The 14,193-nt window shown below is 42.2% G+C and carries 20 protein-coding genes; 15 read left to right on the top strand and 5 right to left on the bottom strand.

Features of this window, described 5'->3' with window-relative positions; all coding sequences use genetic code 11:
• Positions 1-38: 38 nt before the first annotated feature.
• Positions 39-1,925: a hypothetical protein gene (locus OPS28_RS08685; RefSeq protein ID WP_265609065.1), complete on the bottom strand. Its 1,887-nt coding sequence runs from the start codon at positions 1,923-1,925 to the stop codon at positions 39-41.
• 15 nt (positions 1,926-1,940) lie between these two features.
• Complete coding sequence (locus OPS28_RS08680; protein ID WP_265609064.1) at positions 1,941-2,231, bottom strand: hypothetical protein; 291 nt, start codon at positions 2,229-2,231, stop codon at positions 1,941-1,943.
• A 290-nt stretch (positions 2,232-2,521) separates the two neighbouring features.
• On the opposite strand from OPS28_RS08680, the gene OPS28_RS08675 reads away from it, so the two are divergent.
• Complete coding sequence (locus tag OPS28_RS08675) at positions 2,522-2,902, top strand: hypothetical protein (RefSeq protein WP_265609063.1); 381 nt, start codon at positions 2,522-2,524, stop codon at positions 2,900-2,902.
• A gap of 3 nt (positions 2,903-2,905) precedes the next feature.
• Here OPS28_RS08675 and OPS28_RS08670 read toward each other — a convergent pair whose 3' ends face one another.
• Positions 2,906-3,508, bottom strand: coding sequence for a TIGR04211 family SH3 domain-containing protein (locus OPS28_RS08670; protein ID WP_265609062.1), 603 nt, complete (start codon positions 3,506-3,508; stop codon positions 2,906-2,908).
• A gap of 179 nt (positions 3,509-3,687) precedes the next feature.
• On the opposite strand from OPS28_RS08670, the gene OPS28_RS08665 reads away from it, so the two are divergent.
• Positions 3,688-5,217, top strand: a complete 1,530-nt coding sequence (locus tag OPS28_RS08665) for a CYTH domain-containing protein (protein WP_265609061.1) — start codon at positions 3,688-3,690, stop codon at positions 5,215-5,217.
• Between the two features lie 7 nt (positions 5,218-5,224).
• The gene (locus OPS28_RS08660) at positions 5,225-6,289 is read left to right on the top strand and encodes a helix-turn-helix transcriptional regulator (protein WP_265609060.1); all 1,065 of its coding nucleotides are present in this window, start codon (positions 5,225-5,227) and stop codon (positions 6,287-6,289) included.
• Here the strand turns inward: OPS28_RS08660 and OPS28_RS08655 are convergent, their stop codons facing one another.
• Positions 6,290-6,424, bottom strand: a complete 135-nt coding sequence (locus tag OPS28_RS08655) for a hypothetical protein (RefSeq protein ID WP_265609059.1) — start codon at positions 6,422-6,424, stop codon at positions 6,290-6,292.
• Between the two features lie 83 nt (positions 6,425-6,507).
• On the bottom strand, positions 6,508-6,693 hold the full coding sequence (locus tag OPS28_RS08650; protein ID WP_265609058.1) for a phage integrase N-terminal SAM-like domain-containing protein: 186 nt from the start codon (positions 6,691-6,693) through the stop codon (positions 6,508-6,510).
• Between the two features lie 299 nt (positions 6,694-6,992).
• Here OPS28_RS08650 and OPS28_RS08645 point away from each other — a divergent pair, with 299 nt between their 5' ends.
• From OPS28_RS08645 to OPS28_RS08590, 12 genes are all read left to right on the top strand, one after another.
• Entirely contained in the window at positions 6,993-7,274 is a 282-nt protein-coding gene (locus tag OPS28_RS08645) for a hypothetical protein (RefSeq protein ID WP_265609057.1), read from the top strand.
• 134 nt (positions 7,275-7,408) lie between these two features.
• Entirely contained in the window at positions 7,409-7,819 is a 411-nt protein-coding gene (locus tag OPS28_RS08640) for a hypothetical protein (protein WP_265609056.1), read from the top strand.
• A 123-nt stretch (positions 7,820-7,942) separates the two neighbouring features.
• A complete protein-coding gene (locus tag OPS28_RS08635; RefSeq protein ID WP_265609055.1) occupies positions 7,943-8,278 on the top strand; it encodes a hypothetical protein in 336 nt (111 codons plus the stop codon).
• A gap of 317 nt (positions 8,279-8,595) precedes the next feature.
• The gene (locus OPS28_RS08630) at positions 8,596-8,943 is read left to right on the top strand and encodes a hypothetical protein (protein WP_265609054.1); all 348 of its coding nucleotides are present in this window, start codon (positions 8,596-8,598) and stop codon (positions 8,941-8,943) included.
• A 178-nt stretch (positions 8,944-9,121) separates the two neighbouring features.
• Positions 9,122-9,601, top strand: a complete 480-nt coding sequence (locus OPS28_RS08625) for an SRPBCC family protein (RefSeq protein ID WP_265609053.1) — start codon at positions 9,122-9,124, stop codon at positions 9,599-9,601.
• A gap of 384 nt (positions 9,602-9,985) precedes the next feature.
• Entirely contained in the window at positions 9,986-10,366 is a 381-nt protein-coding gene (locus OPS28_RS08620; RefSeq protein ID WP_265609052.1) for a VOC family protein, read from the top strand.
• A gap of 102 nt (positions 10,367-10,468) precedes the next feature.
• The gene (locus OPS28_RS08615; protein WP_265609051.1) at positions 10,469-10,822 is read left to right on the top strand and encodes a hypothetical protein; all 354 of its coding nucleotides are present in this window, start codon (positions 10,469-10,471) and stop codon (positions 10,820-10,822) included.
• A 417-nt stretch (positions 10,823-11,239) separates the two neighbouring features.
• Positions 11,240-11,569 carry a hypothetical protein gene (locus tag OPS28_RS08610; RefSeq protein WP_265609050.1) on the top strand — a complete coding sequence of 110 codons (330 nt, stop codon included), beginning with the start codon at positions 11,240-11,242 and terminating at the stop codon, positions 11,567-11,569.
• Between the two features lie 461 nt (positions 11,570-12,030).
• Positions 12,031-12,339 carry a hypothetical protein gene (locus OPS28_RS08605; RefSeq protein ID WP_265609049.1) on the top strand — a complete coding sequence of 103 codons (309 nt, stop codon included), beginning with the start codon at positions 12,031-12,033 and terminating at the stop codon, positions 12,337-12,339.
• Positions 12,340-12,920: 581 nt separating this feature from the next.
• Positions 12,921-13,244: a hypothetical protein gene (locus OPS28_RS08600; protein ID WP_265609048.1), complete on the top strand. Its 324-nt coding sequence runs from the start codon at positions 12,921-12,923 to the stop codon at positions 13,242-13,244.
• A 59-nt stretch (positions 13,245-13,303) separates the two neighbouring features.
• The gene (locus OPS28_RS08595) at positions 13,304-13,522 is read left to right on the top strand and encodes a DUF6500 family protein (RefSeq protein ID WP_265609047.1); all 219 of its coding nucleotides are present in this window, start codon (positions 13,304-13,306) and stop codon (positions 13,520-13,522) included.
• Positions 13,523-13,603: 81 nt separating this feature from the next.
• Positions 13,604-14,101 (top strand): hypothetical protein, encoded by a 498-nt coding sequence (locus OPS28_RS08590; protein WP_265609046.1) that lies wholly within the window; start codon positions 13,604-13,606, stop codon positions 14,099-14,101.
• Positions 14,102-14,193 lie beyond the last annotated feature (92 nt).

The raw sequence follows: 14,193 nt of genomic DNA, 5'->3' as shown, positions 1-14,193 counted from the left end.
TTCGCGCCCTCTGCCATTGCAGAGGGCGCTTTAATCTTTTACGTTTTCCCGTCCTCGTCCACTTCATTATTTCGCAAGTAACCGGCCGCCTGTTCGTCTTCCTTAATCGTAAGTTTTTCACTAGATGGTGTAACATCGCTACCTAGTGCCCGGGTTTGCTGATTAACTTGATGAATATTACTAGCATTACGTAAATCAGCCTCACTCATGATAGACGCAATCGACTCGCGTCCTTTCAAAAACGCTTTAAGTTCAGCAACAATTTTGTCCAGCTCAATGTCATCCCTTGACATGCACATTATAAATCGAGGAGATTCAAGGTTTGTGCGTCCGCTGGTGGCGAATATAGACGAGTTGATACGCGAAATGATTATCCACGGTGTAATGGAACTTCTGACAACGGTATTTTCAGAACGTGTAGAGTCGTGAATTGACATGCCCGTAGAGACTTTCGACTCAGTAAAGGTGCCTTCCGTTTTCATAAACATAAGTAGTGAGGAAAATTGTAGTTCACCCCAAAAAAGATGTGAAGCGCGGTTCAAAATTCTTCCCGCTAAATAAAATGTCAACCAACCAAAAAAATGAAACTTAGCAGCGTTGATGATACTCATACCGGCAGTGAAGGTGTTCATTTCCTTATAGTCAGTGTTTCCTTGAAAAAATTCGATCGCTGCCCCCATTTTCAGTAGGAACATGGCAAAGAAAGCAAACCCTGTTAGCACGCAAAGCTGAGCTAATACCGTAGTAAAATAACGAAATCCGTTTTTATAACAGTGTTCGCTATCCGCAGCCAAAGCTGGCTGGGTTTCCATTACCAGCTCGCCGAAGAAGCCACCTTTTTCCGCCGCTTCGCTTTTAAGTTTTGGATCATAATTCTGGTAAATCCGATTCGGAATTTCTTTATAGCGTCGATTGGTAAGAATGATATTTTCGACATTGATAAATACTTCATTCGGGTGAATACTTTCCTGTAGATTGTCGCGGTATTCACTCACTTCTGTTTTTGGCGTTACCTTCTTTAATCGGGTATAAAGGTTAGGGGTGATTCCTATTACCACAATTACGCAGGCGGCCAAGAGTAAGCCTAGGTTATTCCATACGCTGAAGGTGAGCAGCCTTTCTTTAACCACAATAACTGTTTCTAACTCGGCACTGAAAATGTGATCAAAAAAGAAACCTGTGACCACAGGAACAAGAATACTCAAGGCCAACAATACACCAAATGATAGGCTACCCGTACTGTGTATCGATTGATTGCCTTCATTGTGAATGCGCCTGGCGGTGTTTCGCCATGTAATAATGAAGAAAATAAGAAGCGCAAGCGCCATGATGGGAAGCGTTATTTGTTGGGCTACTTTACCTGCCAGACCGGTGGAAACGACAAACCAGACTACGGCGAAAAGCGCCAACCCGGCAATAAAATTTATCACTAATGATCCCACTTCCTGTGCCAGATGACGCAAAGGGTAGGGCAGAAATGTCAGGTTGGGTGATAAGGAATGAAGCAGCCGAGACATCCAGCCGACGGGTTCCACGAAGGTCACATTTTTTCGTCCCATCAACATCGAGAATAATTGTTGCCGGTCATATAACAGGGCATTCCGCTCTTTTTCCTGAGCCGCAGCGTCTCGTTCAGAGGGGGAGTGATTATACGCCAGGGAGCTGGGAACGGAGCGGCCAACGAAGTAACGAAAAAGTTGAAAGACACCCCGACCGAGATGTCTCGCTCCATCCGCGATTAAAATAAACCCTAATATCGCGTAGATATAACCAAATACAGAGCCTTGCTGAAGTTCAGTTGCCACTTTCATCAGTGGAAATACACCTGCACCAATTAATATGGCACCAGTAATTACTCTGCAACGCCCTTCGGGTTTAAACGGATTTTTAATCCCTAACGTTTCCGAACCAAAATCATAGGCCATGCTCCACTCCCTGTATTATTCGTGTTGTTTTTTAAACGTCATGCCCATAGGCCCAACCAGGTCTCCGGCATCGTTTATAAGGTAAACAAGATTAGCTTGTTCTGATACTGCCACAATAATCTTGTCATCGTCTACTTTGTAATCAAATTCAACCTCAGTACCAAAGGTGCGCTGGGTGAATTTTCCGACCTCTATAGTAATACTCGTCATTTTGTCACCATAAGTACCATCAATATTGGGTGAGCAGGCAGATAGCAAATAACTGAAAATCAATACAACAAGCAATCGGTAAGTTAAAGGCTTCAATACTTTTTCTGCTTAATAAGGTTTCCTTAGGTGTTATCGCCCTTCGGACTTTCTAGGATAAAACTATCGTCCAAAAGGCGTAAAAGGCTAGTCTTTCACCTTAGTATAAAACACGGAGTAACCTGGCATAGCGTCAACCCCGGAGGTGTCTGGGGAAGTTCGCTTCAGCGAGATAAAACGAATGGGTAATTTTATATCGCATCGCCTCTTCTGAGGAAAAAAAGGCTGTACCATTTTTAAAACAGGCGGAGAGCAGTTGTAAAGACGCCCAAGCAGCTACAGACCCAGCCATGAATACAAATTTATGGGTAAAGATAACCAACAACCTTGCTATTACTTACGCCTTTAATGCGGAAGTTGACGAAAATGCTGATGTGCCTGAGGTGAGTATTGACACCTTTACGCAGGCTAAAGATGCCTATGAAGATATCCTGGCTGATATTGAAGCTGCTGCAATTGGTGGAAATTTAGGTAAATTGCATTGCAAGCTGGCAACATTAAGAGACAACAGAGAAATACTGGCGCAATCGCTCACCTATTTAGATAGGGCAATTGCGGTATTTCATAAACATGCTGCGAAGGAATATATATCCCACTTTGCTTCGATGAAACGGCCTATATTAGCCAGCCACGACTCGACACGTATAAAAGAGTGCGAATGCAGTGCTTAAGCACTACATCCACTGATCATCCCGGCGTTTTTTCTTCGGTAAGTAGGTTAAAACCACACCCAAGATGATACCTGCCCCAGCTACTATTCCGCCGCGTGTAAACCAACGTACAAGCTCTTTTTGCTCACTTTCATCAACCTGCTGCGAAAGTTGCTTTATTTCACGCTCTTGAGTAGTGACCTGGGCGGATAATTTAGAAACTTGTTGGCGTGCTTCGTTAAGTTGCTGGTTTAATCGTTGGTTGTCCGATTGTAAACCTTGTGTTCCCGACTGAGCTTGGGCCAAGCGTTCAGTGAGCACAGGAACCAATTCGCCGCGTGAAATCTCATCACTGACAAACTTCGTTTCTACCCAGCCACGTCTACCTTCGTTATCCCGAATTTCGGTAAACTCCTGCTCTCGGTTATGCTGCAAGACAGTGATAGGGGTTCCAGCTTCAACAGAACCGAGAATACGATAATTTCTGCCAGCGCCAGCGTGTAAGAAAACAAACAAATCATCTCTGATGTAATGATTTGAAGATTGCTCAATATCCAGTGTGTTTTCTTGTGCTAACACAGAAGCAGATAAAGAAATGACAGCGAGTAGCAGCCAGCTTCGAAACATAGAAAATCCGTAATCCAAATTAAATCAACTCCCGATGGTAGGGTGTAGCCAGGATAAAGGCAAGCCCCATATTGATTGACTGGCCTTAATGTTTAGCATTTCGGCGGTTACAGATTGCCAATTTTTGATGACAAAGGTAAGGTGACGCATCATCATCTGTAAGTGTACCTGCCCTTTATATGGCCGAAATTGAAATTAAGTTTGCTACGCGTCAACCAAGCCATCAATTGCTTGAAGAACGTGTGGTCCCATTTGTGGAAAAAGCCGGCGCGAAGTTGGAAAAACTTACGCCACAATCGCTGAAAAACGATTATTACGACACCAGTGAGCAATTGTTTCATGAGCATAAAATAGGTTTTCGCGTTAGACAAAACGGTGATCAGATAGAACAAACAGTCAAAACACAGGGTAAAGTAGATGCTGGTCTGCATGCGCGCGGCGAATATAACGTGACTTTGTCGAAGCCGGTTCCCGATCTTACCCTGTTTCCTCGCGATATTTGGCCTAGTGGCTGGAACATTGTAGACATTAACACCCAATTGACCCCCCAGTTCAGTACGCATTTTGAACGGCAAGGCTATTTGGTACATTGGCAGAACAGTACCATTGAAATGGTGGTGGATAACGGCGAAGCGGCCACCGAAAAAATTAATGCTGCGATAAACGAAATCGAACTAGAGCTCAAAACCGGCAAGGTTGAAGACTTATTTGCGTTGGCCGCCATGGTTAATCAACATTCAGAAGTGCGTTTAAGTGATGTATCAAAAGCCGCGCAAGGCTATCAGTTACTACACGGTTGGCAGTTACAAATCAAGCCACTGCCAGCAGTGCTACCATTACACGGTAATGTCTCAACCGAAATGGCTTTTGCAGAAGCAGTCAAGTGCGCACTTGCTCACTGGCAGCGCCATGAACATTTATTTATAGAAACTGGTTCGGTAAAAATGTTGCAGGAAGTGGGGACAAGCGTGCGACTACTTTTGCAAAGCGTGTCGCTGTACTTACCCGTATTGCAATGTCCCGAGATGCTGGCCTTACACAAGCAATTAATGGATTATGCGCAGCAATGGAGTTGGGTAGAAGATCTACAGAGTTTACGTTATTTACTGTCGAAAAAAAGCCTGTTCGCCAGGTTTCTGACCAAGCATCCACCGTTAGTGAGTTACCTACAAGGTCGTAAGGCCGGGCTAATACATGCACATGAGCCCACCCAGGTTTTTTATTCCAACGAATCTACTGCCATTAAATTATGTGCAGCGCAATTGCTTGAACTAAAACCCTGGCAAACCCATTCACAAGGCTTTGATGTGCCAGTTATGGAGCATGCAAAAGGATGGCTTTCCCAAGGGTGGCAGACAATTCAGCAAAGTATGTCAAAAGAACGAAGCATGCAGGAAGCCAACTATTCTTCCATTGAAGTATTGCTTCGCCAGACATTATGGAATGGCTTTTTACTGGCCGACTTATTTCCGGCTGAGCATGGTCAGTTTCGCGCCCCTTGGCTTGACATTGTAATGGGCATAGATGAATTAAAGGCATTGTTAATGTTACGAAATGCGTTAACAGACGCCGAATTAGATTCCCCCGAAGAAGCTAGCGCATGGGTTAATAATAAAATAGCAAGCCTGGTTCAGGTGATGGAGAGAACGCGTAAAGTAGCAGTGCAGGGAGATCTATATTGGCAAAATTTGAACTTGGGTAGCGAGTAGACACGTAATGAGTTATGCCTTATTCCTTCTCGCAGTATGCTACATACTGATTGTTGCGCTGTATAAACGTAACGCGTCTCAACTAGTAAAACCTACCGAATACGCTTTCGCGGTAGGGTTGTGGCCTCTATTGTTTCTTACTATGTGGCTCAACGCCAGCACCGAATCAACTGTGTTAAGCGTGATGATCTACTTGGCTTACACTTTAATACCCGTAATATTGGCCCTGCAATATAAGGTTGTTATTGCGCAGATTGTCAAACATCCAGTGCGGAATAGCAAGATATGGCTACCTGCTATAGCTGTTGGTTTAAGTTGTATAAGCTTACTTGTAGTGCCACCCGACGCGCTTATAGGTTGGTTACAGCACTCCCCTTCGAGTGGCCTATCAGTAAACTGGCCCTTTTACCTTATTCATTTGCTGCTAGGCTTTGCCGTTTTGATGTTAGGCGTGGTGATTGCTGAGCATGTGCAACGTTATCATTATTATTTAAGCGACCAGGTGGTAGATCCGGGCGAATATCGAATAAAAAAAATAAAACACGGGTATGGTTTTGTAGTCGCGTGTGCGCTTTGTAGTATTGTGCTAGTGATAGTGAGTGCCTTTGGGGTACTCACAATTCCTAATTGGTCGCTATTAAGTAGTACATTGACGGCGGCAGCGGTATTAGTAGCAATGCTGGGTGCAATATTACCACATCAGAGTAGCCCCTCACCGATAGACTACTTTCTTTTAGAAAACAAGAATCCATCTAGAGCAGTGTTACAGCAGGCACTAGACAAAGCACACGACGCTATCATCAAGCATAAATTGTATAAAAAATTCGGCTTAACCCTTGCCGAGTTAGCCGAACTTGCAAAAGTAGATCCCACTATTCTAGCGAAAGCCACACGAGAAATTAATCAGCAAAAATTTCGTCGATATCTTTATGAATACCGTCTTGATTATGCCAAAAAAGTTCTACTTAGAAGCGATACAAAAATAGCAGATGTGGCAAATAAACTCGGACTAAATTCTAAAAAGTTTTTAAATGAAGTGCTAGTTGAGCATTTGCGAAATTTTAAATCATAGCTAACCAACCTTAACCAAACGTACCCCGCCGCCAGCCCATTGTTGTTGCGTGAGGATATAAATTGGGGTGGTGCGTACATCAGTATGTTCCCATCGCCCCTGTACCGTCGGTATATCGGCAACTGCGAGCCACATTTGGCTCGCAAATGAATGGTGAAACACTTTTATTGATATTTGCAGCTGAGCTGGCAATGTTCACGGTAGGTTGAATTCGTTTTTCATTGATATGTTGTTGTAGATTGGGGTGTTATCGATATATCACGTTTAACAGACAAATGAGTTAAATAGGCTTCAACGTCTTTGTTGCCCAATTCATGGGGGTTTTGATACGAATGAAAACGAATGTAATCAGCAATCCAGGTAAGGTAAGTGTTTACCGTACGTTTAGCCTGTTTCATACGCATAAAGTCTGAAACTTACCTTAAGAAAGGCCTTTGCACGAACCTTAAAAATAAAAATATGTTATTTAAAAAAGTGGTAATCAGGAACTGGCAAAAAAGGATAGAGTGTGTAATAAATTAGCGTTCTTTAATGGAGGGGATTAAAACTCGCCACAAAATGTCGATAAGCAGTTTCCACTATGGGACCATGGCAGTGGTGGAATACTGCGAAAATAAATACTGTGAAATTACCTCCAAACTCGGGCGTTTGATTATCCTGTTTTTGATTCTAGTAAATGTTATATGCACAAGGAGAGCAAGCATTGTTCAATAAATTAATACCAGTTTGGTTGATAATTTTGTTATCGGCATGTGATGCAACTCAACCACCACCTTATCAAAAAGATAGAAAACCCGAAGACAGAAATCACTATTACGGTATAGAAGGTATGGCTCAGTATCAAAAAGATCAGAGTTACTTAGCTAATAAAGAGCTATCTGATAAATGTGCAAAAGCTAAAGTCGACCTAGCAATCGCAGAAACGGATAGAAATGCTAGTGAAATTAAAATGCAAACTGCATTAATTAGCAATACGTGCATATAACAACCACATTGTGTTCATTGGCTTCGCTCTATCGGACGCTAGCTCGGTGGCTGGTGGATGAGGCTAACATAGCCAACGAGCCTGCACCTCATAAGTGACGCCTTAATAACCTCATGAAATTCTGCATATTTTTCTTGTCACTTTGTTTTCTTTCCTCGGCTGTTTGCGCAGAAAAAAGTGTTGTCGATATCACCAATAACATCCTAAGCTCCCCTCAACTCGAAAAATCCTTTAGTGAATTTTATCAAACCGAAAAATTTGAAACATTCCAGAACGCAGTTGATGAGTTCGGTGGAGTTAGCAGTTTTACCTGCCAGCAAAATCATGATTCCGTAGCCTTCGACACAGTTGCTTGTTACATTACATATGAAAACAAGCCTAGCGGTATTGTTTGGGAGTTTTACTACTTTTTAGATATTACTGGTTGGATTGGTACAAATGTAGGTGTGATACAAAATATATCTTCTGCTACTTGCGTTAAAAATGTTAAGTTTTTAAAGGCGTTGAGCAAAGGTATAAGTTATACATCTGTGCCATGTACCTAACAAAAAAAATCAAAACGCGCGTAAGGCGCGCTCGGACAGTAACACCTTGCAGCTTAAGGCTTAGCGCAGTGTGGTCGCCCTGCCTCTAATGGTGGTGTCTATATTCAAAAAAGGAAGTTTCAGTTGAAAAGTATTTGTAAGTTGTACCTCATCGTATTTAGCTTAATTTATTCGCAATATGCGTCTTCGGGCTGGTCCAGTTATGGGGAAGTGACGTCTGTGACATCTCATAATGGACTACATCTTTTACATACTACTATTCAAGATTCAACCTGCGATGGGCGAGGCAAGTTCTGGTGGCCCACGGATGACACTGACGCCAAAGATATGCTCTCTATTAGCTTAGCGGCATTAATGTCTGGAAAGCGAGTCAGGTTAGTTCATGACAATCAGAATTTGCAGTGCAGACTGGGTAATCAGTTTAATATGGCTACTCATATTGAAATCGTCCACGACTAAATATAACAACAACTTAAACACGCCCGCCGGGGCGGGCTAGGACAAAAACATGGTGTCGTTAAAACGTGGCACAGTGTTTGTTCCCGTTCAGCAAAAGTTGGTATGACTCCCTTTGAGAACACTAAAAGCGGGCTTGTTCGCGGTATAGCTCATGCCGTGGTGACACCAAGTTAGAAAGTTAACTGTATAAAGATACCTTGGCTGCAATTAAACCTGTAAATAAGTTTAAGGGTTTAATTTAAATTAGAATTCTAATTTGACTTGTGTGGCTAAATTAATTAGTCTGGTTCTATTCTAATTTGGAATGGAGTTGAACTATGTCAATTAAATTTTGGACACCTCGCCATCGAGCCATACTTTACAACATCTTTGATCAAGTGCGCCTTTGCAACTTTGGGCTGCTTGATTCAGCCTTTGTGGGTGATATGTTGGATCAAAAAATCACGCAAAAAGCTCAGCGTCGAATAGAAAATGAGTGGCTTACGTATTGGGAAGATGTTTATGCCGAAGAGCCCGTCGATAAGGAGAAATTATTGGTTTATAAAATTAATTCGAATCAATTTCTTCTGCTTAAGGCAGGCAATGCAACAAGTGTTGCCAAGCTGGTTCACGAAAAATACGAAGATCTATTTAATGCCCGTGTGGGCGAAATAGATGAAGAGTAGATTATTAGTTAACAAATTATTGAAAAAGTAGTAAAACGTTGGGCTAGCGCTCCTTCGACTCTAATTTTTGCCAAGCCTTTGTACGCTTAATAGTAAGGTGTTAGATCTTACTGAGAATAGTGTGCTAGATTAAAGTGTCATGGCTATTTTTTGGTACGAGCAAAGGGAGTGATAAAGCATGCCATTGATCGCGAAGCGCACGATCGATATAGCTGAAAGCCGTGATGCAGTTTGGAGGATAGTCTCAGACATTCGGAACGCTGCATCTGTAATCTCGGGCATCAAAAATATTGAAATTCTCGAGGCTTCTGATGCGTCATCTATCATTGGAACAAAGTGGAAGGAAACGCGTGAATGGATGGGCCGGGATGCTATCGAGGTCATGTGGATAACTGACGCTAGCGCTCCTTCGTTCTATGAATCTCGGGCCGAGAGTCATGGATCAATTTACGTTTCGAGGATCGAGCTCGAATTAACACCAGGTGGAACACGGTTGAGTATGAGCTTCAGCTGCAATCCCCAAACCTTCATGGCGAGGATTATGTGGATGTTGACTGGATGGATGGCGAAAACGTCACTTCGCAAAATTATCGATCAGGATCTCGAAGACATCAAGGTGGCAGCTGAGAGTGCCGCAATCGGTCGGTCGGGTGCGTGAACGCTCGAGCATCGCGTTGGCTTTATTTTCATAGCCGCAGTGGGTATTGCCGACAAACCTAGTAGCGTGTGAGTCTGTTTTTTACTGGTCGTTGGTTCCATCGATAATGGAGGGTACGATGTTGCACGTTCGAATCTATACAGTGACTCAGTTGCATCGTTTTCGAGGCACCATTCCCACGTTATTTGGCTGATATTTTACCGGACATAGTAAAGTAGTTGAGAATCAAATGGTTAAGGCTGTTATATGCGTTCATCAAGCCAGATGTGGCGCTTCACTTAGTCGCTCACTCAGTTCGTTGAGAGAGATACGCAACGCCTTGCTTTGCATGTTGCGCCATTCAGTTACTTCACGTTAGCTGAAAGTTATACGCAAGGAGGTTAAATGGAGCTTAATCAGGTTACTTTGCCAGTAAAAAATATGGATAAGGCTGTTAGCTTTTATTTAAAGCTTGGCTTAACGCAAATTGTAGACACACCTCATTACGCGAGGTTTTCGTGCCCAGATGGACACGCTACATTTTCTTTATTACTAGAAGATGAAGAGTGTCAATATAACTCGGTAATCTACTTCGAACATGAAAACCTTGATGAGCTTTACAAAAACTTATCTCAAAAAGGCATTCAGTTTGACCAACCACCCACGGAGCAACGTTACCTTTGGAAAGAGGCTACCCTAAGAGACCCTTCCGGTAACAAAATCAAACTCTACTGGGCTGGTGAAAACCGCTTAAACCCTCCGTGGAAAGTGAAAATACGTGAATAGCAAGCGCATAAATTCGCCCGAGGGGGGCAAGTAATACGAAGACGCGCGCGATATCCTCGTCGCTGCGTTACTGCTCATTAATCACAAGTACTAAGGAAGTATATGCACCTAAATTTAATTTTAATAATAACTTTATTATCTATCTCCCTCAAAGCGCACTGTGAATTGAGAAAATTTGACGGTGCTAAAATTGAATCTATCTTTGTGAACGGTGCGGCCGATGCTGCGAACTCGGGAGTTACATGCTTTAAGACAGACATAGTGCCTGTAGATGTGTGCACCAATGGTTATATTGGTGTACCCAATAACAATAACGAGTTAATTTCGGCGTTATTGACAGCGAAAACTACCGGAGGCGAAGTATGGATTTACTACACAAACAATGATACACCCGCTCAACATTGCCCTGGTATTGTCAATACACCCTGCTCGCTTATATCGGTAGGGTTGAAGTAAGCACTAACCAACCAATCATTTGTAGTAAATACGCAGCGCTGCTAAGCGATTGAAGCGCTGTTTGGTTGTGTTTTAGCAAAAGGTAATACACCAACCCTATTTTTCCCAATAAAAGAAACCGGTAAGGGTGCGGTCGACCAAACCAACGGGAACGCCTTTAATTAGCTAGGGTAACTATGGTTTCGAGCTTAGTCTCGCTGGCTATTCATCTCTTTTTTCCATGCTTTTTTTAAATTCAGTACAAACAATTCACTCTTTCGAGGTTGTCTAGGCTTGGGCCTCTTTCATGATTTTCTTTTACTACTAGACAAGTTAGGTTAGGTTTAGGAATAATAAAATTTACCCCCCCAACGAGGGCGGTTTAGGGGAAAGTGAAAAGTGATATACCAACAGCGTTAATAATTTAAAAGGAAATTTATGAAAAGGTTTTTGTTGGGTTTGGCTATATTGTTTAGTTCGTCCAGTAATGCTGGGTTTCATTATTGTTCAGGAAAGATTAAAGATCTTATAACTAGGGCAACAATAGAAGAAACCCAAGTAGTACTTGAGAATATGCAGGGCTATGCAAGATTAAGTTATGGTGGAGATGCGATGAATGAAATGCATCAGCGTCAATTTAGTATGCTTTTAGCAGCTTACCTGTCTAATGAACCGGTGGTTCTAGAATTTGTAAGTGATAGCGGCGTAGACAGTTGCGATGATAATCATGATGGTTTTCCAATAAGGTATGTTCGACTTAGAAGGTAAGCGCATAATAAAAATGTTTAAAACGCACCCGCGGGTAGCTGTGGGGACAAAAACGCAATGTGTTTAGCTATTATTTCATTGCGCCTTTAGTTAGGCGTGTTGTTCGCGGTACTTCACAATCATTTGCGGCGTCGCTGCGCTCTTGTAAGGGGCGGTAACAGGTCAAAATGCACGCTCCGACGTAAAGAGTACTTTGAGCCTTCTGTGCTACTGGAGCCAATTGTGGATAGAGTTATCTGCAATGGTTTATTGTTGCAGGCGGCATAGATTTTGTTGCCCGCTGCAACCCATCGATCATCAAGAAGCTATGGCGAATCAATCGGTACAACAGCGTCCATCTTTTGAAGAAATGCCTGGCAAATCCATTCAGTCTGTTCCGAGACAAGATCTCTCTACCGGACGCCCTTGACCGGCCGCGGTTATGCGGCTTTGAATAAACTATCTGGAAAGGATAAAGAAAGATGAGAAAATTGGTAATTGGTTTAATTATTTTAGCGTTTTCGGCCTACTCTTACGCAGGCCGAAGTGCTCCAACTAAAATTACAAAACTCATTGTCAAAGCCGACTATATCGAAATATGGACTGACTCGACAGGTAGTTCTTGCTCGAGTTCTGACAAGTGGCATTTGGTTAATTCACACCCAAATTATGACGCTTTATACAGCGGTTTTTTAGCTAGCAAGGCGAGTGAGAAAAGAGTGGATATCGTAGGCACAGAAAAATGCTATGGTAGTTATGAAGAGGTAAGTTGGGCGTATGTTTTGATGTGAGGCATATCAGTCTCAGAACGATTACTCAAAAAGGGCTCGCGAAAGTCGGGATAAGATAAAAGTTAACGACCAAGGAGGATGGAGATGACTGCCGCTCTATTAACGCTCAGTGATTTTACTCGCTCTATTTTGGGTGAGTGCAATATTCCAATACGTCTTTTTAGGCGAGACAATCTTCCACCTATGGTGGGAAGCTATGAATTCATCAAGAGCACACGCCGGTTTGCCTGGCACAACACATCTTTGGCATGGTTCGGTTTTGCAGGATTCTTGCTGTTTCAGCAATATTCGCCTTTGGCTAGATTGAACACTATTAGTGCTTTTTTTACACTTAGTGCTCACCGCGCTGCATATCTCACAAAGGGTAAACATTTCTCTTTGCTGCTCTTTGCAGGCATTAGCATCCTTATGTGCCTAAGTACTAAAAGCGGATAATAAATCCATTAACGCGCTAAGCAGGAACATTCACTAGCAGATTTACACCTTAAGCGACGAACATAGGCAGCGGCAATTGCTCTAAAAAAGTATAAAGATTGGGTAAATTTTAGTCACAGGTTACGTTATCAATACGAAGGATACATATGAAATTTAAAGTATTATCTTTACTGGCTCTTTCACCTATTGTTTGGGCTACGCCCCAAGAGGGAACTGTTATAAAAATGGAATTTGGCCCAGCAACTGGAGCTACAATTCACGTCGATATGAGTTTTAATAACTCCACACCCTGTGCGAATAATAGTAATGGTTATGATTATTCATTTAATATTAATACAGAAATAGGGAAAACGATGTTCGCTACATTTTTGGCGGCTCAACGAAGTAAATCAAATATAAAAGTAAGTGGCACGGGGAATTGTGGTATTAATTCAAATACAGAAGATATTAGATGGATACAATCAAAATAATATAACTTTAAAATTTGCTTAGCTTTTCGTAATAAGTTAAACGGAGTTAAATAAACGCCATGAGGCAGATACTTAGAGAAAAAATAGTTTCCGTATGCAACGCTAAAATAGCAGCCAAAGGGAATAATGTGGGATTATCTTTTTATGCATTCTTTGCAAATAAGAACGATAATCCAGAATTACTAATGGAAATGGCCACATGGTGGATTCAAACACACCGGCTAGATCATTTTGTCAAAGCACGCATTATCAAAGAAATGGTAGAAAGCGGACTGTAATAACCAGTGTTTCGTTATTAAAGCACAACGCCACCGTGCTCTTAATACGGTGGTGCATAACTTCAAAATTAGAGAATTAAAATGAGAAAAGGATCTTTATTCTGTGTAGTTACCACATTATTTACTCTTCAATCTATGGCAACCCCAATGTCTACTTCGGAAGCCCAAATCAGAGAATTAGTTGAGAAGTTTCGCGTTAGTATAATCAATAAAGACAAAGAAGCGTTTAGCTCACTCTTTTTCGATGAAGATGTTCCTTTTATTGCTGTCTTCAGCAAGGAAATGTTAGATAAAAAACGTGCGCATAAACCTAACTATCCTTCTGTTGTAGATTTTGGCAAATTCGGACCGCCCGTTACTATGTTGGAAGGTGAGGAACCGCAAGAAGAAAAAATGTGGAATATAAAAGTTCAGACAGACGGGTATCTAGGTAGCGTCCACTTCGATTACAGCGATCATGAAAGCGGAATTAAGAAAGCGTGGGGTACAGAATCATGGAGCTTAGTTAAAGTTGGCGCGGACTGGAAAATCACGTCAGTGTCTTTTACCGTTACAGAAATAGAGAACGCGCAAAAGTAGGATGGCAACGCTGTCGCCCCGGCCCCTTAAATCTTTTGGAACCCTACAGCGAGGCGCTTCGCGTTTGGAATGGAATGTTTATTTAATAGTTA

Origin of the sequence: Alteromonas sp. ASW11-130 (assembly GCF_026183735.1) — a bacterium.
Taxonomy (GTDB): domain Bacteria; phylum Pseudomonadota; class Gammaproteobacteria; order Enterobacterales; family Alteromonadaceae; genus Alteromonas.
The sequence above is the reverse complement of the archived record's forward strand: the minus strand, read 5'-3'. Positions and strand labels throughout refer to the sequence as shown.